This is a genomic window from Amycolatopsis sp. lyj-346 (assembly GCF_046548975.1).
Classification (GTDB): domain Bacteria; phylum Actinomycetota; class Actinomycetes; order Mycobacteriales; family Pseudonocardiaceae; genus Amycolatopsis.
On sequence record NZ_JAJPWT010000003.1, the window covers coordinates 511,363 to 534,179 of the forward strand.

At 69.8% G+C, this 22,817-nt stretch carries 14 protein-coding genes; 6 read left to right on the top strand and 8 right to left on the bottom strand.

The window, feature by feature from the left end; all coding sequences use genetic code 11:
- Positions 1-109 precede the first annotated feature (109 nt).
- The 4 genes from ACLJQE_RS14165 to ACLJQE_RS14180 form a co-directional block, all read right to left on the bottom strand.
- Positions 110-4,021 (bottom strand): DNA-directed RNA polymerase subunit beta', encoded by a 3,912-nt coding sequence (locus tag ACLJQE_RS14165; RefSeq protein ID WP_410639630.1) that lies wholly within the window; start codon positions 4,019-4,021, stop codon positions 110-112.
- 87 nt (positions 4,022-4,108) lie between these two features.
- Entirely contained in the window at positions 4,109-7,612 is a 3,504-nt protein-coding gene (locus tag ACLJQE_RS14170; RefSeq protein WP_410639631.1) for a DNA-directed RNA polymerase subunit beta, read from the bottom strand.
- A 923-nt stretch (positions 7,613-8,535) separates the two neighbouring features.
- Complete coding sequence (locus tag ACLJQE_RS14175) at positions 8,536-9,750, bottom strand: response regulator transcription factor (RefSeq protein ID WP_410639632.1); 1,215 nt, start codon at positions 9,748-9,750, stop codon at positions 8,536-8,538.
- 648 nt (positions 9,751-10,398) lie between these two features.
- Positions 10,399-10,836 (bottom strand): type II 3-dehydroquinate dehydratase, encoded by a 438-nt coding sequence (locus ACLJQE_RS14180; protein ID WP_410639633.1) that lies wholly within the window; start codon positions 10,834-10,836, stop codon positions 10,399-10,401.
- Positions 10,837-11,069: 233 nt separating this feature from the next.
- On the opposite strand from ACLJQE_RS14180, the gene ACLJQE_RS14185 reads away from it, so the two are divergent.
- On the top strand, positions 11,070-12,335 hold the full coding sequence (locus ACLJQE_RS14185; RefSeq protein ID WP_410639634.1) for a cytochrome P450: 1,266 nt from the start codon (positions 11,070-11,072) through the stop codon (positions 12,333-12,335).
- Between the two features lie 195 nt (positions 12,336-12,530).
- Here the strand turns inward: ACLJQE_RS14185 and ACLJQE_RS14190 are convergent, their stop codons facing one another.
- The 3 genes from ACLJQE_RS14190 to ACLJQE_RS14200 are packed head-to-tail and all read right to left on the bottom strand — an operon-like array spanning position 12,531 to position 14,964.
- Positions 12,531-13,442, bottom strand: a complete 912-nt coding sequence (locus tag ACLJQE_RS14190) for a transketolase family protein (RefSeq protein WP_410639635.1) — start codon at positions 13,440-13,442, stop codon at positions 12,531-12,533.
- Complete coding sequence (locus ACLJQE_RS14195) at positions 13,439-14,131, bottom strand: thiamine pyrophosphate-dependent enzyme (protein WP_410639636.1); 693 nt, start codon at positions 14,129-14,131, stop codon at positions 13,439-13,441. Before ACLJQE_RS14195 ends, ACLJQE_RS14190 begins: the two co-directional genes overlap by 4 nt.
- 14 nt (positions 14,132-14,145) lie before the next feature.
- A complete protein-coding gene (locus ACLJQE_RS14200; protein ID WP_410639637.1) occupies positions 14,146-14,964 on the bottom strand; it encodes a 27-O-demethylrifamycin SV methyltransferase in 819 nt (272 codons plus the stop codon).
- A 280-nt stretch (positions 14,965-15,244) separates the two neighbouring features.
- Here ACLJQE_RS14200 and ACLJQE_RS14205 point away from each other — a divergent pair, with 280 nt between their 5' ends.
- Genes ACLJQE_RS14205 through ACLJQE_RS14220 form a run of 4 tightly spaced genes read left to right on the top strand, consistent with a single transcriptional unit; the run spans position 15,245 to position 20,053 of the window.
- Complete coding sequence (locus ACLJQE_RS14205) at positions 15,245-16,519, top strand: cytochrome P450 family protein (RefSeq protein ID WP_410639638.1); 1,275 nt, start codon at positions 15,245-15,247, stop codon at positions 16,517-16,519.
- Positions 16,520-16,543: 24 nt separating this feature from the next.
- Positions 16,544-17,323, top strand: a complete 780-nt coding sequence (locus ACLJQE_RS14210) for a thioesterase II family protein (RefSeq protein ID WP_410639639.1) — start codon at positions 16,544-16,546, stop codon at positions 17,321-17,323.
- Positions 17,320-18,540: a phthiocerol/phthiodiolone dimycocerosyl transferase family protein gene (locus ACLJQE_RS14215; protein WP_410639640.1), complete on the top strand. Its 1,221-nt coding sequence runs from the start codon at positions 17,320-17,322 to the stop codon at positions 18,538-18,540. The genes ACLJQE_RS14210 and ACLJQE_RS14215 overlap by 4 nt, the downstream gene beginning before the upstream one ends.
- Positions 18,541-18,547: 7 nt before the next feature.
- On the top strand, positions 18,548-20,053 hold the full coding sequence (locus ACLJQE_RS14220) for a bifunctional 3-(3-hydroxy-phenyl)propionate/3-hydroxycinnamic acid hydroxylase (RefSeq protein ID WP_410639641.1): 1,506 nt from the start codon (positions 18,548-18,550) through the stop codon (positions 20,051-20,053).
- Positions 20,054-20,209: 156 nt separating this feature from the next.
- On the opposite strand, the gene ACLJQE_RS14225 is transcribed toward ACLJQE_RS14220, so the two are convergent.
- Entirely contained in the window at positions 20,210-21,559 is a 1,350-nt protein-coding gene (locus ACLJQE_RS14225; RefSeq protein ID WP_410639642.1) for an NDP-hexose 2,3-dehydratase family protein, read from the bottom strand.
- A 264-nt stretch (positions 21,560-21,823) separates the two neighbouring features.
- On the opposite strand from ACLJQE_RS14225, the gene ACLJQE_RS14230 reads away from it, so the two are divergent.
- Positions 21,824-22,816 (top strand): Gfo/Idh/MocA family protein, encoded by a 993-nt coding sequence (locus ACLJQE_RS14230; protein WP_410639643.1) that lies wholly within the window; start codon positions 21,824-21,826, stop codon positions 22,814-22,816.
- Position 22,817: the final 1 nt, after the last annotated feature.

The following is a 22,817-nucleotide window of genomic DNA, read 5'->3' on the forward strand; positions in this document are numbered from 1 at the left end:
GGATCACTCTAGCGGGATTCCAGCCGGGTGAATACCCGGTCGGGTGACGCCCGGGAAACGGGAAAGGCCCCCGCCGGAACCCGGCGAGGGCCTTTCCGTCAACTCAGCTTCAGCGGAAGTCGCGGCCGAAGTCGTAGTCGTCCAGCGGAACCGCGGCACCGGTACCCGTACCGAACACGTCCGGGGTGTAGTAGCCGTCGTCGTAGGACGGGATCGCGTACGCCGCGACCCGGGCCTCCTCGGTCGGCTGCACCTGGATGTTGCGGTACCGGTTGATGCCGGTACCGGCCGGGATCAGCTTACCGATGATCACGTTCTCCTTGAGGCCGACGAGCTTGTCCGAGCGGCCGTTGATGGCCGCGTCGGTCAGGACTCGCGTGGTCTCCTGGAACGAGGCCGCCGACAGCCACGAGTCCGTGGTCAGCGACGCCTTCGTGATACCCATCAGCACCGGACGGCCCGAAGCCGGCTCGCCGCCTTCGGCGACCGCGGCCCGGTTCGTCGCCTCGAACTTGGTCCGCTCGGGCAGCTCGCCCGGCAGGAAGTCCGTGCCTCCGGAGTCGATGACCGTCACCCGGCGCAGCATCTGCCGGACGATGACCTCGATGTGCTTGTCGTGGATCGACACACCCTGCGCCCGGTACACCTTCTGGACCTCGTCCACCAGGTGGATCTGCGCCTCGCGCGGCCCCATGACCCGCAGGACCTCGTGCGGGTCCGGCGTGCCCTCGAGCAGCTGCTGACCGACGTGGACGTGGTCACCGTCGCCCAGCGGGCCGTTCGGGGTGTTCGCGAGCCGCTGCCGCTTGGACAGCTTGTCGAAGACGATCTCCTCGCCCCCGTCGTCCGGGATGAGGGTGATCTTCCAGAACCGCTCGCTCTCCTCGATCCGCACGCGGCCGTCGACGTCGGCGATGGGCGCCTTGCCCTTCGGGACGCGGGCCTCGAACAGCTCCTGGACACGCGGCAGACCGGTCGTGATGTCGTCACCGGCGACACCACCCTGGTGGAACGTACGCATCGTCAGCTGCGTACCCGGCTCACCGATCGACTGGGCCGCGACGATACCCACGGCCTCGCCGACGTCGACGAGCAGACCGGTCGCCATCGAGCGGCCGTAGCAGGTCGCGCAGATACCGACGACCGACTCGCAGGTCAGCACCGAGCGGACCTTGACCTTCGCGATGCCGCTGGAGATCAGCTTGTCGATGGCCGGGTCGCCGATGTCGTCGCCGGCGTTCAGCACGACGTTGCCCTTGGCGTCCACCGCGTCCGTCGCGAGGTTCCGCGCGTACACGCTGGTCTCGACGTGCTGGTCGCGCAGCACCTTGCCGTCGCCGATGTCCTCGCCGATCGGCATCATGATGCCGCGGGTGGTGCCGCAGTCGGTCTCGCGGACGATGACGTCCTGCGAGACGTCCACCAGACGCCGGGTCAGGTAACCCGAGTCGGCGGTACGCAGTGCCGTGTCCGCCAGACCCTTCCGGGCACCGTGCGTCGCGATGAAGTACTCCGCCACCGACAGGCCCTCACGGAAGTTGGCCTTGATCGGACGCGGGATGTACTCACCCTTCGGGTTCGACACCAGGCCACGCATGCCGGCCAGCGACCGGACCTGCGTCATGTTGCCCGCCGCGCCGGACTTCACGATCATCGCGATCGGGTTGTCGTCCGGCAGCGCCGTCTCCATGATCTTGTGGACCTCTTCGGTGGCCTGCGTCCACACCTTGACGAGCTCGTTGTTCCGCTCGGCGTGCGACAGCTGACCACGCTGGTAGCGCTTCTCCACCTGGGAGGCCTTGCCCTCGTACTCGTCGAGGATGGCCTTCTTGCCCACCGGGGTGAGCACGTCCGAGATGGCGACGGTGACGCCCGACCGGGTCGCCCAGTAGAAGCCGGCGTCCTTCAGCCGGTCCAGGGTCTGCGCGACCTGGGTCATCGAGTACCGCTCGGCGAGGTCGTTCACGATCGCGGCCTGCCGCTTCTTCGGCATCGGCTCGTTGATGAACGGGTAGTCCGCCGGCAGCAGCTCGTTGAACAGCACGCGGCCCAGGGTCGTCTCGGCCAGCCACGCCTTGCCCGGCTCCCAGCCCTTCTCCGCGAGCCGCGCCTCGTCGGCCTTCGCCGGCTGACGGTCGGTGATGCGGATCTTGACCGGAGCGTGCAGGCTCAGCGCCTTGCGGTCGTACGCCATGATGGCCTCGGCCGTCGACGAGTACGCGTTGCCCGCGCCCTCGGCCGTCTCGGTGAGGCGGGTCAGGTGGAACAGACCCGTCACCATGTCCAGCCGCGGCATGGCGAGCGGACGGCCCGACGCCGGCGACAGGATGTTGTTCGCCGACAGCATCAGGATCCGGGCCTCGGCCTGCGCCTCGGCCGACAGCGGCAGGTGCACCGCCATCTGGTCACCGTCGAAGTCCGCGTTGAACGCCTCGCAGACCAGCGGGTGCAGCTGGATGGCCTTGCCCTCGACCAGCTGCGGCTCGAAGGCCTGGATGCCGAGGCGGTGCAGGGTCGGCGCACGGTTCAGCATCACCGGGTGGCCGGTGATGACCTCTTCCAGCACGTCCCACACCTGCGGCCGCGAGCGCTCCACCATCCGCTTGGCGGACTTGATGTTCTGCGCGTGGTTCAGGTCGACCAGCCGCTTCATGACGAACGGCTTGAACAGCTCGAGTGCCATGTCCTTCGGCAGACCGCACTGGTGCAGCTTCAGCTGCGGGCCGACGATGATGACCGAACGGCCCGAGTAGTCGACGCGCTTGCCGAGCAGGTTCTGGCGGAACCGGCCCTGCTTGCCCTTGAGCAGGTCGGACAGCGACTTCAGCGGCCGGTTGCCCGGGCCGGTGACCGGACGCCCGCGGCGGCCGTTGTCGAACAGCGCGTCGACGGCCTCCTGCAGCATCCGCTTCTCGTTGTTGACGATGATCTCGGGCGCGCCGAGGTCGATCAGCCGCTTGAGGCGGTTGTTCCGGTTGATGACCCGGCGGTACAGGTCGTTCAGGTCGGAGGTCGCGAAGCGGCCACCGTCCAGCTGCACCATCGGGCGCAGGTCCGGCGGGATCACCGGGACGGCGTCGAGCACCATGCCGCGCGGGTCGTTGCCGGTGGCCTGGAAGGCCGCGACGACCTTGAGCCGCTTCAGCGCGCGGAGCTTCTTCTGCCCCTTGCCGTTGCGGATGGTGTCGCGCAGGTTGTCGGCCTCGGCGCTGACGTCGAACTCGGTGGCCAGCTTCTGGATGGCCTCCGCGCCCATGCCGCCGGTGAAGTACTCGCCGTAGCGGTCGACGAGCTCGCGGTAGAGCAGCTCGTCGGCGATCAGCTGGCGGGTGTCGAGCTTCGTGAAGGTCGTCCAGACCTCCTCGAGGCGGTCCAGCTCGCGGCCGGCGCGGTCGCGCAGCTGGCGCATCTCGCGCTCGCCGCCCTCCTTGACCTTGCGGCGGACGTCGGACTTGGCGCCCTCCGCCTCCAGCGCGGCCAGGTCGGCTTCGAGCTTCTGCGCCCGGGCCTCGATGTCGGCGTCACGCTTGGTCTCGAGGTTCTTGCGCTCGACGCCGATCTCGTTCTCGAGGGTCGGCAGGTCGTTGTGGCGCAGCTCCGTGTTCACGCCGGTGATGACGTAAGCAGCGAAGTAGATGATCTTCTCGAGGTCCTTCGGCGCCAGGTCCAGCAGGTAGCCCAGGCGGGACGGAACACCCTTGAAGTACCAGATGTGGGTGACCGGGGCGGCCAGCTCGATGTGGCCCATCCGCTCGCGGCGCACCTTGGCGCGGGTCACCTCGACGCCGCAGCGCTCACAGATGATGCCCTTGAAGCGGACGCGCTTGTACTTGCCGCAGTAGCACTCCCAGTCCCGGGTCGGGCCGAAGATCTTCTCGCAGAAGAGGCCGTCCTTCTCGGGCTTGAGCGTCCGGTAGTTGATGGTCTCCGGCTTCTTGACCTCGCCGTACGACCACTGACGGATGTCGTCGGCCGTGGCGAGACCAATGCGGAGCTCATCGAAGAAGTTGACGTCCAGCACGTCTAGATCCCCTTGGGGTTGTTTCGGCTAGAGGGGTTGGCGGGCGAGCGGGGACCCACGGGAGGCAGGTCCCCGCTCAGCTCGCGATCAGTGCACGACGTCGTCCACCGAGGGCGACTCGTTGCGGGACAGGTTGATGCCGAGGTTGGCCGCGGCGCGCTCGAGGTCTTCGTCGTCGGAGTCGCGCATCTCGATCGCCGCACCGTCGCTGGAGAGCACCTCGACGTTGAGGCACAGCGACTGGAGCTCCTTGAGGAGCACCTTGAACGACTCCGGGATGCCCGGCTCGGGGATGTTCTCCCCCTTGACGATGGCCTCGTACACCTTGACGCGGCCGACCACGTCGTCCGACTTGATCGTCAGCAGCTCCTGCAGCGTGTAGGCGGCGCCGTACGCCTGCATCGCCCAGCACTCCATCTCACCGAAGCGCTGGCCACCGAACTGCGCCTTACCACCCAGCGGCTGCTGCGTGATCATCGAGTACGGACCGGTGGAGCGGGCGTGGATCTTGTCGTCGACCAGGTGGTGCAGCTTCAGGATGTACATGTAGCCGACCGCGACCGGGTACGGGTACGGCTCGCCGGAGCGGCCGTCCAGCAGCGTGGCCTTGCCGTTCTCCTTGACCATGCGCTCGCCGTCACGGTTCGGCTTGGTCGCGCTGAGCAGCCCGGTGAGCTCCTCTTCCTTCGCGCCGTCGAACACCGGGGTGGCGGTGTTCGTGCCGGGCGCGACGTCGCGGAGTTCCTCGTTGAGGTTCTTCGCCCAGTCGGGGTTGCCCTCGATCGTCCAGCCCTGCGACGCCAGCCAGCCCAGGTGCAGCTCGAGGATCTGGCCGATGTTCATCCGTCGCGGGACACCGTGGGTGTTCAGGATGATGTCGACGGGCGTGCCGTCCTCCATGAACGGCATGTCCTCGACCGGCAGGATCTTGCCGATGACACCCTTGTTCCCGTGCCGGCCGGCGAGCTTGTCGCCCGGCTGGATCTTGCGCTTCTGGGCCACGTAGACGCGGACCAGCTCGTTGACGCCCGGGGGCAGCTCGTCGTCGTCCTCGCGCGAGAACACGCGGATGCCGATGACCTTGCCGGTCTCGCCGTGCGGCACCTTCAGCGAGGTGTCGCGGACTTCGCGGGCCTTCTCGCCGAAGATCGCGCGGAGCAGACGCTCCTCCGGGGTCAGCTCGGTCTCGCCCTTCGGCGTGACCTTGCCGACCAGGATGTCGCCGTCGCGGACCTCGGCACCGATCCGGATGATGCCGCGCTCGTCGAGGTCGGCCAGGACCTCCTCGGAGACGTTCGGGATGTCCCGGGTGATCTCCTCGGCGCCCAGCTTGGTGTCGCGGGCGTCGATCTCGTGCTCCTCGATGTGGATCGACGTCAGCACGTCGTCCTGCACCAGGCGCTCCGAGAGGATGATCGCGTCCTCGTAGTTGTGGCCCTCCCACGGCATGACCGCGACCAGCAGGTTCTTGCCGAGCGCCACCTCACCGTTTTCGGTGGACGGGCCGTCGGCGATGACCTGGCCGGCTTCGACCCGGTCGCCCTCGTTGACGATCGGGCGGTGGTTGAAGCAGGTGCCGTGGTTCGAGCGGCGGAACTTGTAGAGGCTGTAGGCCTTCCGCGTCCCGTCGTCGTGCATGACCGTGATCAGGTCGGCGGAGAGCTCCTCCACCACGCCCGACTGCTCGGCGACCAGCATGTCGCCGGAGTCGATCGCGGCGCGCAGCTCCACGCCGGTGCCGACGTACGGCGCCTGGCTGCGGAGCAGCGGCACGGCCTGACGCTGCATGTTCGCGCCCATCAGCGCGCGGTTCGCGTCGTCGTGCTCGAGGAACGGGATCATCGCCGTCGCGATCGAGACCATCTGCCGCGGCGACACGTCCATGTAGTCGATGTCGAGCGGGTCGATCAGCTCGACCTCGCCGCCCTTGCGGCGGGCCATGACCCGGTCTTCGACGAAGGTGCCGTCGTCCGAGATCGGCGCGTTGGCCTGGGCCTTGACGAACCGGTCCTCTTCGTCCGCGGTCAGGTAGTCGACCTGGTCGGTGACCCGGCCCTCGACGACCTTGCGGTACGGCGTCTCGATGAAGCCGAACGGGTTGACCCGCGCGTACGAGCAGAGCGAGCCGATCAGGCCGATGTTCGGGCCTTCCGGCGTCTCGATCGGGCACATCCGGCCGTAGTGCGACGGGTGGACGTCGCGGACCTCCATGCCGGCGCGCTCACGCGACAGACCACCCGGGCCCAGCGCGTTGAGGCGGCGCTTGTGGGTCAGGCCGTCGATCGGGTTCGTCTGCTGCATGAACTGCGACAGCTGCGAGGTGCCGAAGAACTCCTTGATCGCCGCGCCGATCGGGCGGATGTTGATCAGGGTCTGCGGGGTGATCGCCTCGACGTCCTGCGTGGTCATGCGCTCGCGGACGACGCGCTCGGTGCGCGACAGGCCGACCCGGATCTGGTTCTGGATCAGCTCGCCGACGGTCCGGATGCGGCGGTTGCCGAAGTGGTCGATGTCGTCGGTCTCGACCGGGATCTCGGTGTTGTTCGCGGCGGTCATCTTGTCCTCGCCGGCGTGCAGCCGGACCAGGTACTCGATGATCGTGACGATGTCCTCTTCGGTCAGCGTCCCGTTGTCGATCGGCGTCGACAGGCCCAGCTTCTTGTTGACCTTGTAGCGGCCGACCTTGGCCAGGTCGTAGCGCTTCGCCTTGAAGAACAGGTTCTCCAGCAGGGTCTGCGCGCTCTCCTTCGTGGGCGGTTCGCCCGGGCGCAGCTTGCGGTAGATGTCGAGCAGCGCCTCGTCGGTGCCGGCGGTGTGGTCCTTCTCGAGGGTGGCGAGCAGCGTCTCCGAGAAGGAGAAGCGCTCGCGGATCGCCTCGGTGGTCCAGCCGAGCGCCTTCAGCAGCACAGTGACGGGCTGGCGGCGCTTGCGGTCGATGCGGACGCCGACGGTGTCGCGCTTGTCGACGTCGAACTCCAGCCAGGCACCCCGGCTCGGGATGACCCGGACGCTGAAGACGTCCTTGTCGCTCGTCTTGTCGATGTCCTTGGAGTAGTAGACGCCCGGCGAGCGGACCAGCTGGGACACCACGACACGCTCGGTGCCGTTGATGACGAAGGTGCCCTTGTCGGTCATCACCGGGAAGTCGCCGAGGAAGACCGTCTGGCTCTTGATCTCGCCCGTGTTGTTGTTGACGAACTCCGCCGTGACGAACAGCGGGGCCGCGTACGTCATGTCCTTGTCCTTGCACTCCTCGATCGAGGCCTTGACCTCGTCGAAGCGCGGAGCGGAGAAGGACAGGGACATCGAACCGGAGAAGTCTTCGATCGGGGAGATCTCGTTGAGGACCTCTTCGAGGCCACCGACCGGGTTCTCTTCACCTTCCTCGACACGGCGCTGGAACCACGCTTCGTCCCCGGTGAACCACTGGAACGACTGGATCTGGACGTCGAGCAGGTTGGGGGTGTTCAGGGGTTCGCGAATCTTTGCGAAGGAAACCCGCTTGGGCGCGCCGGGGATTCCCGTGGCCTCCGAGCGAGATTCAGCCGAGGTGGTCGCAGCAGTGGCCTGGTTCGCGGGAGAGACTGCCAAGATGCGTCCTTCCGGGGACAATGAGCGGTGACGGCCGCCATAGCAACAGCTATCAGCGACTGTCAAGGGTGCCGTGTGCCCACTATCCTAACTACCGGCTCCGGGCAGCCTGAAAGAGGGCAGCGCAAAGAGACAGTCTAGCCCGAACGTCGCAGCCTGTCCAGGGGGCACTCCCGATGGGGCCCAGCCTGCTTCGCAACGTCTTCAGGTATGCCTCCAGGCGACCCGGCCGACCCTCCCGCAAGGGCTTCCGGTTTCGCCGTCGGGAGTAAGCGTGAACCCAGCGGCGCTTCCAGTCAAGATGCCACACGGGGGTCCCGCCGGTTGGCGCAGCGTGGAAGAGGGTCAGCGGAGCGTGAGCGGCCGAATATCATTCCAGCTACCGGCCGGTAATGCCACCTTGCGGGCTCTACCTGGGGTTTCTTGGCCGCGGCGAGGGGTATGGCGAAGGCCACGAGGGCCCACGGAAGCCGGGCGTGTCGGGAGTGGCCGCCCGGGAACCGGGCCCGGCGGAAAGCGCTTGCGGACGGGCCCGCGGCGGGGTATCGCACCGCGGCGCGCAAGGCAAGCGGGAGCGCTCCATGGCACCCGCCGGAGCGACTGCGCCCGCACCGGGCGGCGAGACCGCTCCACGGGACCTGCCGGGACGACAGCACCCGCGCCGGGGCGTGCCGGGCCGGTGGGGCGCACAGCACCGGCACCAGCCGCCACGCACCACCACCTCACCGCGCCGGGAGGGTCAGGAGGGCCGGGCGCGCGGCAGGAGGCCGGTCAGCGCCTTTGCCGACCGGCCATCCCGCCACGCACGCCACCGCCTCCTCAGGGCAGCCGACACCAGCCCCTCAGGGGCCCACACCCGCCCTCTACTTGCGGCATGACCGCGCTTCGCGTCCGCCCGGGGATCACCGGCCCCTGCGATCCGCCTACGAAAACACCTTCCAGGCTGCCGCCAGCTCGACGCGGGAGGTGATGTGCATCTTCTGGAACACCTTCTTCAGGTGGAACGCCACCGTGTGCCTGGAGATGAACAGCTGCCTGCCCACCTCGTTGTTGGTGTGACCCTGGCTCACCAGCTCGGCGACCGCGAACTCCGTGTTCGTCAGCCCGTGCGGTGCCGCGCCTTCGCGCTCCACGACGCGGGTCGTGCCGCGGCGGACCCCGTGCTCGCGGAGCTTGTTCACCACCCTGGCCGCGTCACGGGTGGCACCCACCGCCGTGTACGCGTCCAGCGCCGACTCGAGGAAGCGGACCGTGCGCTCGCGCTCGGAGTACCGCTTCGCCAGCAGGTCGCCCAGGTCCTCCAGCGCCGACGCCCGGCACCACCGATCCGGGTGGATGTCGGCCGCCTCGTGGAGCTTGCCCGGGTCCTGCGTCGACAGGCCCGCCGCGTGCAGGGCCGATCCGCGGATCACGCTGAACTCCGACTGCTCGGCGCCCGCCGCCGAAGCCGCCGACACCACGACCTCCGCCAGGTCGTGCGCGCCCAGCTTGCCGCAGACGCGGACCAGCCACGGCGCCGCCGCCGGCTCCGACACCAGCAGCTGCCGGAGCACCAGCGGGTTCGTCACGATGCCGGCGATGAGGCTCGCCGCGCTCTCCACCCCGCTGCGGGCTTCGACGGCCTGCGCAGCCACCCACGCGCCCGGCGCCTGCCCGAAGTAGCCCAACAGGGCCTCGTCGGCCAGCTTGTCCACGAAGTGCCGGCACGCCCGCATGTCCGCCCGGCGCAGCGCGCCGAGCGCCAGCACGACGTAGCTGGGTGGCCGCAGGGAACGGTCGCCGCACCCTTCGGCGATCCGCAGCCCCGTGCCCACCTCTTCCATGGCCTCGTCGACGTTGCCCATCGCGAACAGCAGGTTGCCGCGGACGTTGTGCGACACGGCGGTCATACGCTCGGAAGCGGAGCCCTCCCGGCTGTTTTCGACCGCGTCGAGCACCCGGCGGCCCGCTTCGAGGTCACGGGCCTTGATCAGGAGACCGACATACCAGAATTGAGCCATTTCGTAGAGTTCGCGGGATTCCTGGCGGCCACCTGCCGCAGCCGCCTTGGCGCACTGCAGCCCCGTGTCGAGCCGCCCGTTGAACCACGAGTACGCGGACCGCCGGAGGAACCCGGCAGTGTCACCCGCCTCCTGCATGAAATCATCACCGAATCCGGTGAACGGATTTTCCGGTAGTCGAAAAGTAGGTACGTCGAGCATCTTTCGGCTATCCCCCAGGCATAGACGAAACGAAATACAATCCACGGCACGCCGCTCTTCGGCGAATTCACGCAACCCGGACCGGCACGGCACAGCCGGGCGCGAACGCCCGGCCATTGTTGATCACACCGCACTGAACAGCGCTGTCCACTGGGACCCGGTGACCTCGGTCAGCGCATGGCGCACACCGACCGAGGAAAAGCGCACGTAACAACAACCTCCCCAGGCAGGCTTGTTAATGATTAACAGCTTGCAACCCTGACGATAGCTCCGCCCCGAGCCTCCGTCATCGCCCCTGTGACTCAGGTCACAGGGGGGTGGAATACGTGGGGATTTCGACTTTCACCTGGTCAAGCGGTGATTTAACACGGTCCTGACGCCCGAATCAGCCAGCTAGCCTAACGAGCGTCCTGTTAGCGTTCAACTAACTACCCAGCGCCCGCGATGCGCCCCGAAGAATGACAGCGCGTCGAACCGAGCCGCGCCCCACGTGCGGCCGTCACCCGGTTGGCTGCGACCCGATCGGGCACACACTGCGCCCGGTCACCCAGGCGACGCGCCCGATTCGGACAATACGGAACTAACTCACGCCGGGGATAAATGCAGCAGCGCCTGCGCCGCGAGGCGGTAGCCGAAAGCGCCAAGGCCGACCACGACACCACTCGCCAGTGGCGCAATGACCGACTCGTGCCGGAACTGCTCACGCGCCCACACGTTGCTGAGGTGCACTTCGATCCAGGGCGGCGCGTAGCTCGCCAACGCGTCGCGCAGGCTCCAGCCGGCGATCATCAGTGCGCCGGGGTTGACGATGGCGCCGACCGTGGTGTCGCGGTGCTCGTGGACCGCACCGACCAGCTCACCCTCGCCGTCACGCTGGATCGACACGACTTCCCAGCCCCGGCCGGCCACCTCGTCGGCGACCGCCTTCTCGATGTCGGCGAGCGTGTCGGTGCCGTAGATCTCCGGCTCGCGATAGCCCAGCGCACCCAGGTTGGGACCGTTCAACAGGAGGACAACGCTCAACGGGACACACCTCATTCACCCGGCAACCACTTCGGCTCACCCATGGTCTTCACGCCGCGCGGCAGGCACCACCCCAACTTTGATAGTCGGGCGGAGTCCTATCAGACCGAGGGATGCCCGGCCCGCCGCAGCGCTCCTACGCTCCGAGGCGACCAGGCAAGTCGCGGGATCGGCACCTGTCCCCCATCGATCGCCGTTCGGCCCCGCGCGATTCGAATGGAGCTGGCGCCGCAGTGACGACCAACGCGACCGAGAACCCGCCGAGCAACGCAGCGCTGCGGTCACCCCTCCCCCAGGAGTTCGTCCAGCGCGACGACCCGTTCACCGTGCCGCCCGCCCTGCTGGCGGTGTCCGCGCGCGGCCCGATCGCCAAGGCGACGCTGGCGTCGGGCGATCCGTTCTGGCTGGTGTCCGGGTACGAGGAGGCCCGTGTGGTGCTGACGGACTCGCGGTTCTCCTCCGACCGGTTCCGCTACCACCCCAGGTTCAAGGAGCTGCCCGCGGAGTTCCGGGAACGGCTGCGGGACGACAAGGCGCGCGCCGGGTCGTTCATCAACATGGACCCCCCGGAGCACACCCGGTACCGCAAGCTGCTCACCGGGCAGTTCACCGTCCGCCGGATCCGCGACCTCGGCGCGCAGATCGAAAAGATCATCGGCGGGTTGCTGGACGCCATGCTGGCCAAGGGCAACAGCGCCGACCTGATGACCGACTTCGCGTTCCCGGCCCCCTCGCTGGTCATTTGCGAGCTGCTCGGCGTGCGCTACGCCGACCGGGCGGAGTTCCAGCAGCGCGCGGCGGCCCTGCTGCAGCTGGACGCCCCGGTCAAGGAGGCGGTGGAGAACGCCGACGCCCTGCGCGAGTTCATGCAGCGGCTGATCACGGACAAGCGCGCACACCCCGCCGACGACCTCATCTCCGGCCTGATCCACCACGCCGGCGCCGACCCCGCGCTCACCGACGACGAGCTCATCAACATCGCCAACCTGCTGCTCATCGCCGGCTACGACACCACCGCAAGCATGTTCGGGCTGGGCATGTTCGTGCTGCTGCAGCGCCCCGAGCAGCTCGCCGCGGTGCGCGACGACCCCGCCCGCATCGGTGATGCCGTCGAGGAGCTGCTGCGCTTCCTGGCCGTGATCAACCCGGGCCTCTTCCGGTTCGCCAAGGAGGACCTGGAGCTCGGCGGCGAGCACATCCCGGCCGGCTCGACCGTCGTGGTCTCCGTGGTGGCCACCAACCGGGACGCACGGCAGTGGGCGGACCCGGAGACGCTGGACGTGACGCGGGCCCGCGGCCCGCACCTGGCCTTCGGCCACGGCGTCCACCAGTGCCTCGGGCAGCAGCTGGCCCGCGTGGAGATGCAGGTCGGCTACGCCGAGCTGCTGCGCCGCCTGCCCGGCGTCCGTCTCGCGGTGCCGCCGGAGGAGGTCCCCCTGCGCAACGACATGCTCACCTACGGCGTGCACTCGCTGCCGATCACCTGGGACACCCCCTAGGACGCAGAGACAAAGGCCCGGACCGGCGATGGCGTCCGGGCCTTTGCGTGTGGGCGAGCCCTCCGGGAAGGCACTACGCGTGATTGGAGAGACGACACGCGTGATTGGAGGGGCGGCACGACGGAAACCGGCTCCACACTGCACCGCCTGGGGGTACGCGGTGCGGCGTGGAGCCGGTGGGTTCCGCCTCCGGCGTCAGCCGACGAAGCGGGCGATCGAATCCGCCAGCGACTCGGCGTCCACGCCGAACAGGCGGTCGTGTTCCTCGGCCGTGCCGTAGACACGGGCCTCGCGGTCGCGCCACGTGCCGAACGACCTCAGGCGGTGCGGCACGTCGGCCAGCGCTTCGGTCACCTCGAACGCCGACGTCCCGCGCAGGTACGGCTCGACCAGCACCACGTTCGGGGCGGCCGCGTGCACCGCCGCCCGGAGGCCCTCGTGGTCGAACGGGCGGATCGTCGACGCGTACAGCACCGTCACGTCCGCCGTGGCCGTGGCCGCCAGCACCTGGTCCAGCACCGGGCCGACCGCGACCACCACGCCCGCGCTGCCCTGGCGCAGCACCGTGAACTTGTCCGAGACCGGCACCGCTTCGCTGTTGGCGCGCTCGGACAGCCGGACGTAGACCCGGTTGTCGCCGGCGATGGCCTGGCTCAGCAGCGGGGCGACCTCGTCCTCGTGGCCCGGGACGTGCACGGTCCAGCCGGGCAGCGTGTCCAGCAGGGCCACGTCGCCGGGTGCCTGGTGGGTGCGGCCCCACGACGGGTCGTCGTAGGACGCGCCGACGCTGACCAGCACCGCGCCGACGTCCTGGTGGCCGAGGCCGATCTTGAGCTGCTCGAACGGGCGCTCGATCAGGAACGGCGCGTAGGTGTGCACCACCGGCCGCTGGCCGGCCAGCGCGAAGCCGCCGGCGATGTCGATCATCGCCTGCTCGCGGATGCCGAAGTTGTGCACGCGCTCCGGGAAGTCCTTCTTCACCTCCCAGAAGAACCACGACGAGATGTCGGCGGTCAGCATGACCACCCTCGGGTCCGTGGCCAGCGACTCGATCACCGTCTCGGCGAAGACGGTCCGCATCTGCTTCCTGGTCACCTGGGCGGTCATGCGGTGCCCCCTTCCTCGATCGGGAGGATCTCCGCGACGACGGCACGCGGCCGCCCGTCGGTCTCCGCGGTCAGCGCCTTCTCCAGCGCGTCGTGGTCGCGGCCGTCGACCGTGGTCGCGGCCCAGCCCTCCAGCTCGAAGCGCCCGGCGATGCCGCCCGGCCAGCCGAGGCTCGCCGTCTTGTTGTCGATGACGATCGCGGTGAGCCGGTCCAGCCCGAGCCGTCCGGCGATCGCCATCGTCTCGTGGTTGCTGCCCTCGTCGAACTCGCCGTCGCCCATCAGGACGAACACCCGGGCGTCGCGGCCCTGGGCACGCAGCCCGAGCGCGGTGCCGACGCCGAGCGGGAGCCCGTGGCCGAGCGAGCCGCTGCTGATCTCCACGCCGGGCGCCAGGTTGCGGTCCGGGTGCATGCCGAGCGGCGAACCCCACTCCCGCCAGGTGTCCAGCGTCTCCGGCTCCAGGAAGCCCTTCGCGGCGAGGACCGCGTAGTAGGCCATCGGACCGTGCCCCTTGGAGAGGTAGAACCGGTCCCGGTCGGGGTCGTCGATGTTCGACGGCGACACGTTGAGCACGCGTTCGTAGAGCACCCAGATCGCGTGCAGCGTCGACGCCGCGGCCCAGCCGTGCTTCTCGTCCCCCGTCATCCGGCCGAACAGGCCGCGGAGGTTCTCTTCGGTCATCTGCATGGTTTCGGGCTTCCTCAGTCGGGCTTGCGCGCGGTCAGGAGGACGTATCCCAGCGACGGTTCCTCGCTGAACGCGCGGAACCGGCCCAGCGTGACCTCGAACTGCGCGGCCTCGATGTGCTGGAGGGCCTGTTCGCGCAGTTCCTCGAACCGCTCCGCCGCCTTGGCCCACGACGGCCGGGTGTACTGGCTGACGTCTTCGGCGGATTCGGGCTCGAGACCGGCCTCGCGGAGGTGGGCCTGGTACTCGTCGAGCGAGACGACCGACACCACGCCCTTGCCGACCTCGCGGACGCGCTCGCGGTCGGCTTCCAGCCCGGCGGGGCCGGGCACGAGCAGGAAGTCGCCCAGTGCCAAGCGCCCACCCGGCCGCAGCACGCGGGCCGCCTGGCGGATCACGTGCCAGCGGTCCGGCATGTGGTGCAGGGACTCCAGCGCCCAGACGAGGTCGAACGAGCCGTCCTCGTAGGGCAGTTCCATCGCGTCGGCGTACTCGAAGACGACCCGGTCGTCCACGTCGGCCTTGTACGCGCGGTCGTTCGCGCGCTCGACCTGCTTCTCGCTGATCGAGATGCCGGTGACCATGACGTCGTTCGCCACGGCCATCCGGATGGCCGGCTCACCGTTGCCGCAGCCGATGTCGAGCAGCCGGTCGCCCGCACGCAGCGGCAGCATCGCGGCCAGCCGGTCGGTCAGCCGGGTGGTGGCCTCTTCGAGCGTCGCGGACTCGTCGTCCCAGTAGCCGTGGTGCAGATTTTCGCCCCAGAGCTGGTCGAGCAGGTCCGCGAAAGCGTCGTAGCCCTTACCAATCTCGTTCGGAGTCGGCTTCGTCACCAGTACCCCTAAGCATCGTTTCGCGTGACCGCGTGTCGATCAACGCCTGGCCTGCAAGGTCTTTCGGAGACTAGGTCAGGCCCGCCCGGCCGGGCATCCCCCGTTCTGATAGCGCCGGTGCCGGACCGTCCACAAGGGACATAGCAGCGGCCCGGCCGGGGCGAGCACTGTCAGGTTGGGGGATGGCCCACCGGCCCGCCCTTCCCTACCGTCCGAACCCGGGGGCCGCGGCGTGCCCGCCCCACGCGAGCGGAACCGCCCGCGTCGGCACCAGGAAGGGATGGCCATGACCGCCACCGCCAAGCCTTCGGCCAAGCCGGTCGACCTGTTCTCACCGGAAGTGGTCGCCGATCCGTTCGGCTGGTACGCGCGGCTGCGAGAGGAGCCGTCGCCGGGCACCGGGACGCTGAACATCGGCACCATGATGGGCGGGCCGGACATGTGGCTGGCCACCCGCTACGAGGACGTGCTCACCGTCCTGACCGACCCGCGGTTCCTCACCAACCCGCCGGCCGACTCGCCGCTGGCGGACATCCGCGACGGCGTCTTCAAGGCGATGAACTTCCCCGAAGACCTCATCCCGTGGATGGCCAACAAGCTCAACACCGCCGACGGCGAAGACCACACGCGGCTGCGGAAGCTGGTTTCGTACGCGCTGACCGCACGCCGCGTCAACGCGCTGCGGCCCCGCGTCGAAAAGATCACCGAGGACCTGCTCGACCGGATGGCGGAGCTGGGTGCCGACGGCTCGCCGGTCGACATCGTCGAGGAGTTCTGCTTCCCGCTGCCGGTCACGGTCATCTGCGAGCTGGTCGGCATCGACGAGCCCGACCGCGCGGCCTGGCACGCCTGGGGCAACGCGATGGCGACGATGGACGGCCCCAGCATCCCGCCCGCCCTGCGCAAGTGCATCGAGCTGTCGCGCGAGCTGATGGCCCGGCGGCGCGTCGAGCCGAAGGACGACCTGGTCACCGCGCTCGTGCAGGCCCAGGCCGAGGACCCGAGCCGGGTGTCCGACGACGAGATCGTCGGGATCCTGTTCAGCCTCGTCACGGCCGGGCACCAGACGACGACCTACCTGATCGGCAACTCGGTGCTCTTCCTGCTGGAGCACCCCGACCAGCTCGCGCGGCTGAAGGCCGAGCCGTCGCTGTGGGTGCAGGCCGTGCGGGAGCTGCAGCGGCTGGGCCCGCTCCAGTTCACGCAGGCACGCTTCCCGTCGGAGGACGTCGAACTGGGCGGCGTCACGATCCCGCGCGGGACGCCGGTCGCGCCGCTGCTGCTGGCCGCCAACACCGACCCGCGCAAGTTCTCCGAGCCGGACAAGCTGATCATCGACCGGCTGTCCGTCGCCAACGAGATGCACCTGTCCTTCGGCAAGGGCATCCACCGCTGCCTGGGCCAGCACCTCGCCTACCAGGAGGCCGAGGTGGCGCTGCACGGGTTGTTCACCCGGTTCCCGGACCTGGCGCTGGCCGTGCCGCGGGATGAGATCCCGTGGATCCTGCGCCCGGCGTTCACCCGGACCAAGACGCTCCCCCTGAAGCTCGTTTAAGCCCCACCCGAAAGGCAGCCCGCCGTGCACCGACCAGACGCCGAGAAGTGGTTACGCCGTTTCGAGCGGGCACCGGACGCGCGGGCCCGGCTCGTGTGCCTGCCGCACGCCGGTGGCTCGGCCAGTTTCTTCTTCCCGCTGGCCAAGGCCCTCGCCCCCGCGGTGGAGGTCTTGGCGGTCCAGTACCCGGGCCGCCAGGACCGGCGCCACGAGCCGCTCGTCGACAGCATCGGCGGGCTGACGAACCGGCTGCTGGAGGTGCTGCGCCAGTTCGACGACCGGCCGCTGGCGCTGTTCGGGCACAGCATGGGCGCGATCATCGGCTACGAAGTGGCCTTGCGGATGACCGAGGCCGGGCTGCCCGCGCCGGTGCACCTGTTCGCGTCCGGGCGGCGGGCGCCCTCGCGCTACCGCGACGACGACGTGCGCGGTGTGTCGGACGAACGGCTCGTCGCCGAGCTGCGGAAACTGGGTGGTTCCGACGCGGCCATGCTGGCCGACCCGGAACTGCTGGCCATGGTCCTGCCCGCGATCCGCAGCGACTACCGCGCGGTGGAGACGTACCGGCACGAACCCGGACGGCGGCTGGACTGCCCGGTCACGGTGTTCACCGGCGACCGCGATCCGCGGGTGTCGGCCGACGAGGCCCGCGCCTGGGCGGAGCACACCACCGGGCCGTCCGAGCTGCGGGTGCTGCCGGGCGGGCACTTCTTCCTGGTCGACCAGTCCGCCCCGATCATCGCGACGATCACCGACAAGCTGGCCGGCGTGGCGCTGACCGGATCCACGGGAGGGAACTCGTGACGCGAGCCGCTGTCCGGCGGGCGCTGGCGCCCAGCGAAAGCATCCACGCCGGCAAAGAGGCCTACATCGGCTACACCGTGCGCGCCGAGGGCCGGCTCGATCCCGAGGCGCTGACCACGGCGTTCGAGGCGCTCTACCGCGCCTACCCCCACCTCGCGGCCCGGGTGGAGTTCACCGGCGAGGGCGCGGTGCTCACCGAGTCCGAAAACCCCGCGGCGCGGCCGGAGATCCGGTTCGCCGACGGCGACCTCGAACGGCCTCTCGCCGGGCTGGACCTCGACCAGAGCCGGGCGTTGAGCGCGCTCAACGTCGTCCGGGACGGCGACGAAGCCAGTGTCTGCCTGGCGATCCAGCACAGCGTCGCCGACGCCCACCACGCCACCGCGATCCTCTCGGCACTGTGGTCCTGCTACACCGACGTCGTCGAGGGCGTGCCGCTCGACCTGGGCCGGCACCCGTACCCGCGGTCGCTGGAGGACCTGCTGGCCGAACGCGGCATCCACGCGAACGCCCCGGCGACACCCGCGGCACCACCACCGGCCACGCCATCGGCTTCGCGACCGGATCCGGTGATCCGCCACGTGGTCCAGCACCGGCTGACCGAGGCCGAAACCACGGCGCTGGCGAACCTCGGCCACCGCGAGAAGGTGACGATCAACGGCCTGGTGTCGGGCGCGGTCCTGCTCGCCGAGGCCGAAATCCGCGACATGCCGCTGACCGAGCTCGTCTACCGGTACTCGGTGAACCTGCGCAGCCGGCTGACACCCCCGGTCGGCGCGACCGAAGGCACGAACGTGCTCGGCGGCGTGGGCTTCAAGGTCACCGGCGAGCTCGCGCACGACGCCGTCGCGATCGGCCGGGCCATCGGGGAGCAGCTGCGGGCCGGCCTGTCCGACGGCTCCGTGCAGCGCAGCATCCTCGACATGTTCTCGCGGCCCGCCGCCGCGAAGCCGTGGGACCCGAAGCTCGCCCTCGCCGTGGTCAGCATCATGAACTGGGGCGCCGCCCCGCCGATGCGCACCCCGGACGGCCTGCGGCTGACCAACCTCCACTCGGCCTCCCGGATGCGGGAGACCATCGCGCTCGGCGGCTACGTGCTGAGCAGCTTCGGCGGCCGGGTGGGCATCGACCTGGGCTGGCCCGAGGGCGACCCGTCGCTGCCGCGGCGCCTCGGCTGCCTGCGCGAACAGCTGACCCGCCTGACTCGTGACCTGTGAGGTTCCCTTGACGGACACGGACGTCGTCGTCGTCGGCAACGGCCCGATCGGCGCCACGCTCTCGGTGCTGCTGGCCCAGCGCGGCTGGCGGGTGACGGTGCTCGAACGCCGTCCCCGGCCGTACAAGCTGCCGCGCGCGACCAGCTTCGACGGCGAGACCGCGCGGCTGCTGGCCGCCACCGGCATCGGCCCGGACCTCGGGCGGATCACCGCACCCGCCAACGGCTACCAGTGGCAGACCGCCGACGGGCGGACGCTGCTGGACATCGCCTTCACCACCGAAGGCCCGTACGGCTGGCCGGACGCCAACACCATGCACCAGCCGGCGCTCGAAGAACTGCTCGCGGCCCGGGCCGGCGAACTGCCGGAGATCACCGTGCTGCGCGGGCACGAGGTCGTGGCCATCGCCGACGGCGACTCACTGGCCGAGGTGACCGCCGTCGACTCCGACGACGTGACCCGGACGCTTTCGGCGCGGTGGGTCGTGGGCTGCGACGGCGCGAACAGCTTCGTGCGCGAGCACCTCGACGTGCCGGTGACCGACCTCGGCTTCTCGTACGAGTGGCTGCTCTGCGACGTCCGGCTGAACGAGCCGCGCGAGTTCGTGCCGACGAACGTGCAGATCTGCGACCCCGCGCGGCCCACGACGCTGGTGGGCAGCGGGCCCGGCCGCCGTCGCTGGGAGTTCATGCGCCTGCCGGGGGAAAACGCGGCGGAGCTGAACTCCGACGAGACGGCGTGGCGGCTGATGGCCCCCTTCGGCGTCACCCCCGAAACCGCCACCCTCCTGCGCAGCACCACCTACATCTTCCAGGCCCGGTGGGCCGACCGGTGGCGGGTGGGGCACGTCCTGCTGGCCGGCGACGCGGCGCACCTGATGCCGCCGTTCGCCGGGCAGGGCATGTGCTCCGGCATCCGCGACGTCACCAACCTGGCGTGGAAACTGGACCTCACGCTCCGCGGCCTGGCCGCCGAGTCCATTTTGGACACCTATGGGGACGAACGCCGGGAGCAGGCGAAGGAGGCCATCCTCGCGTCGGTCCAGCTGGGCCGGGTGATCTGCGTGACGGACCCGGCGGCCGCCGCCGAGCGGGACGCCACCGTGCTGGCCAACCGCCGCGGCAAGCCGGCGGGCCGTCCGGAACCGGCGAAACCGCTCACCGGCGGGCTGCTCCACGAAAGCCCGGGCGCGGGCGTGGTCGTGCCGCAGGGCCGGGTGCGGCTGGGCGGCACCACCGGGCTCTTCGACGACGTCGCCGGCCGCGGTTTCGTCCTGCTCACCACCGAGGAGCCGGACCCGGATTTCCTCACGGAGCTCGGAACCCACGTCGTCCGGCTGGCCGACGGCGTGGACGTCGACGACGTCTACCGGCCGTTCCTGGCGCGCTTCGGGGCGGCTTCGGTGCTCGTCCGCCCGGACTACCACGTCTTCGGCACCGCCGGCCCGGGCGGCCTCAACGCCCTGGCGGACGCCCTACGGAACCGCCTGCGCACCGCGGTGCCCACCGCCTAGCGCCCCAATGTGGCCTTCGGTGCGCCCAACGCACCCAATGTGGCCTTCGGTGCGCCCAACGCACCCAATGTGGCCTTCGGTGCGCCCAACGCACCCAATGTGGCCTTCGGTGCGCTCAACGCACCGAAGGCCACATTGGGGCGCTTGAGGCGGGGCTCAGAAGCTGCGCATGCCGGCCATCAGGCTGCGCAGTTCGACCGTCAGGTAGTTGCTGTGCGACAGCAGCGACAGCAGCTGGCTCAGGGTCGTCCAGAGGAACCGGTCGTCGGGCTCGGCATCGAATTCGTCCTCGACCTCGATCACCAGGTAGCGGTTCTGCGCGTGGTAGAAGCGGCCGCCTTCCTCGGAATGCACGACGTCCAGGCGTACGCGTCCGGTCGGCGCGGCGAGCGCGTAGTCGAGGTAGGGCGGGCGGTGCTCCGCCGGCGCGTCGGCGTAGTTGCCGGGCTGGCAGTGCACGGTGGCGGTCAGCTCGGCGATGTTGAGCGTGCCCGCGTCGCTGCGGGCCTGCACCAGCGCGTGCAGCGTGCCGTTGATCCGCTTGACCAGCAACGCGAGCAGGCCGGACTGCCGGGGCGCCACCAGCGGCTGGGTCCACGCGGTGACCTCGCGGTTGCTGGCGGCCACGGCCACCGCGACGACGTCGAAGTACTTGCCGTCGCGGTGGTCGATGACGTCGTGGCCGAGGCGCCAGCCGTCCTCGGCGATCTCCTTGAGCGGCACCCGGCGCTGCACCAGCTCCTGGCGGGCGCGCACCTCGGTGAGCCAGCTGAGGATGTGGCCCGGCTCGTGCACGGCCCGGCCGCGGCCGGACAGCGAGCGGTGGACCGCTTCGGCGAACGAGCCGTCGCCGGCGGTCCGGTCGTCCGGCCGCGCCAATGCGGGCGGAACGCACGCGAGGACCGTCCGGGAGTCCATGTTCACCATGTGGTCCAGCCGCAGCAGCCGCCGGATCTGGTCGAGCGACAGCCAGCAGAAGTCCTCGTCCAGCGCGACGTCGTCGTCGGTCTCGACGACGATGTTGCGGTTGCGCTTGTGCAGGAACCACGACCCCTGCTCGGACTGCAGCCCGTCGAACAGCACGCGGCCGCGGGAGCCGGGCCGGAAGTACTCCAGGTACTTCGTGGCCGCGCCGCCGTGGACCTTCATGTAGTTGCTGCGGGTGGCCTGCACGGTCGGCGAGATCTGCAGGCCGTTGATGTTGCCCGGCTCCATCTTCGCCTGCATCAGGCAGTGCGGGACACCGTCGAACCGCTTGACGAGGATGCCGAGCACGCCGATTTCCGGCTGCACGATGATCGGCTGGGCCCACTCGCTCACCCAGGGCCGGTCGGTCCGGACGCGCAGGCCTTCGACCGAGAAGAACCGGCCGCTGGCGTGCACCAGGTTGCCCGTGTCCGGCTCGAAGTCCCAGCCGGACAGGTCCGCGAACGGGATCCGGTCCACCCGGAAGCTGTTCGCGCGGGCCCGCGCGTTGAACCAGGAGTGGAAGTCCGCCATGGACATGACCGCGTCGTCGGAGCGTCCGTCACGGGCCGTGTCCTCGTGTATCGCGCTGTGGACCACGTCACTCCCTTCCTCGGCTCCGGCGAGCGTAGGACGGCCACGGCGGGCCGGGCATCCCCCGACCTGATAGCAGCCGGGTGTGCGCGGAACGCGGGCGTGACCTCGGCCGACCGCTATCAGGTCGGGGGATGCCCGGATCGGCGCCGCTGTCCTAGCGTGAACGGCGAACCGTGCCGGAATCGCGCTCGCCGTGAAGGAGATCCTGTGGCCCCACTGCGCATCGGGATCATGGGATGCGCAAGCATCGCCCTGCGGAAGATGCTCCCCGCCATGGCGGCGCTGCCCCGGACGGAAATCGCGGCGATCGCCAGCCGGAACGCCGGCAAGGCCGCGGAAATCGCGCGAGGCTACGGCTGCCGCGCGGTCGAAGGCTACGCGGCGCTGCTGGACCTCGACGACGTCGAGGCCGTCTACCTCCCGTTGCCGAACTCCGCGCACGCCGGCTGGATCGAGCACGCGCTGGCCGCCGGCAAGCACGTGCTGGCCGAGAAACCGTTGACCACCAGCGTTTCCCGCACCCGCGAGCTGATCGACGCGGCGCGCTCGGCCGGGCTGGTGCTGATGGAGAACGTCATGTTCCTCCACCACAGCCAGCACGTGGCGGTCCGTGACCTGCTGGACGACGGCGCGATCGGCGAGCTGCGCGCGTTCCACGCCGCGTTCGCCGTGCCGGCCCGCCCGCCCGGCGACATCCGCCACCGCGCCGACCTCGGCGGCGGCGCCCTGCTGGACACCGGCGTCTACCCGGTGCGCGCGGCGATGTCCTTCCTGGGCAGCGAACTCGACGTCGTCGCGGCGGTGCTCACCCGCCGCCACGGCCACCCCGTCGACTCCGCCGGGCAGGCGCTGCTGTGCACCGGCGACGGCGTGAGCGCGTCGGCGACCTTCGGGATCGACCACGGCTACCGGTCCGGTTACGAGCTCTGGGGCAGTGCCGGGCGGATCGTCCTCGACCACGCCTTCACCCCGCCCGCCGGCCACCTTCCGGTGCTCCGCCTGGAACGGCGGCCGGGCGTCGAAGAGATCCCGCTGCCGCCCGACGACCAGGTGGCGAACACCCTGGACGCGTTCGCGGCCGCCGTCCGCTCGGGACGGCTCCCCGACAACGACGACGTGCTGCGGCAGGCCGTGCTCGTCGACGACATCCGCACCAAGGCGAGGCTTTACGTCGATCACGCCACCGAGCCGGTGGGCTGAG

Excerpts from the sequence above, each read along its gene's own strand:
- ACLJQE_RS14190 (WP_410639635.1), bottom strand. The coding sequence starts at position 13,442 with ATGACCGCCCAGGTGACCAGGAAGCAGATGCGGACCGTCTTCGCCGAG.
- ACLJQE_RS14195 (WP_410639636.1), bottom strand. The coding sequence starts at position 14,131 with ATGCAGATGACCGAAGAGAACCTCCGCGGCCTGTTCGGCCGGATGACG.
- ACLJQE_RS14205 (WP_410639638.1), top strand. The coding sequence starts at position 15,245 with ATGGCCATGACCGCCACCGCCAAGCCTTCGGCCAAGCCGGTCGACCTG.
- ACLJQE_RS14175 (WP_410639632.1), bottom strand. The coding sequence starts at position 9,750 with ATGCAGGAGGCGGGTGACACTGCCGGGTTCCTCCGGCGGTCCGCGTAC.
- ACLJQE_RS14225 (WP_410639642.1), bottom strand. The coding sequence starts at position 21,559 with ATGTCCATGGCGGACTTCCACTCCTGGTTCAACGCGCGGGCCCGCGCG.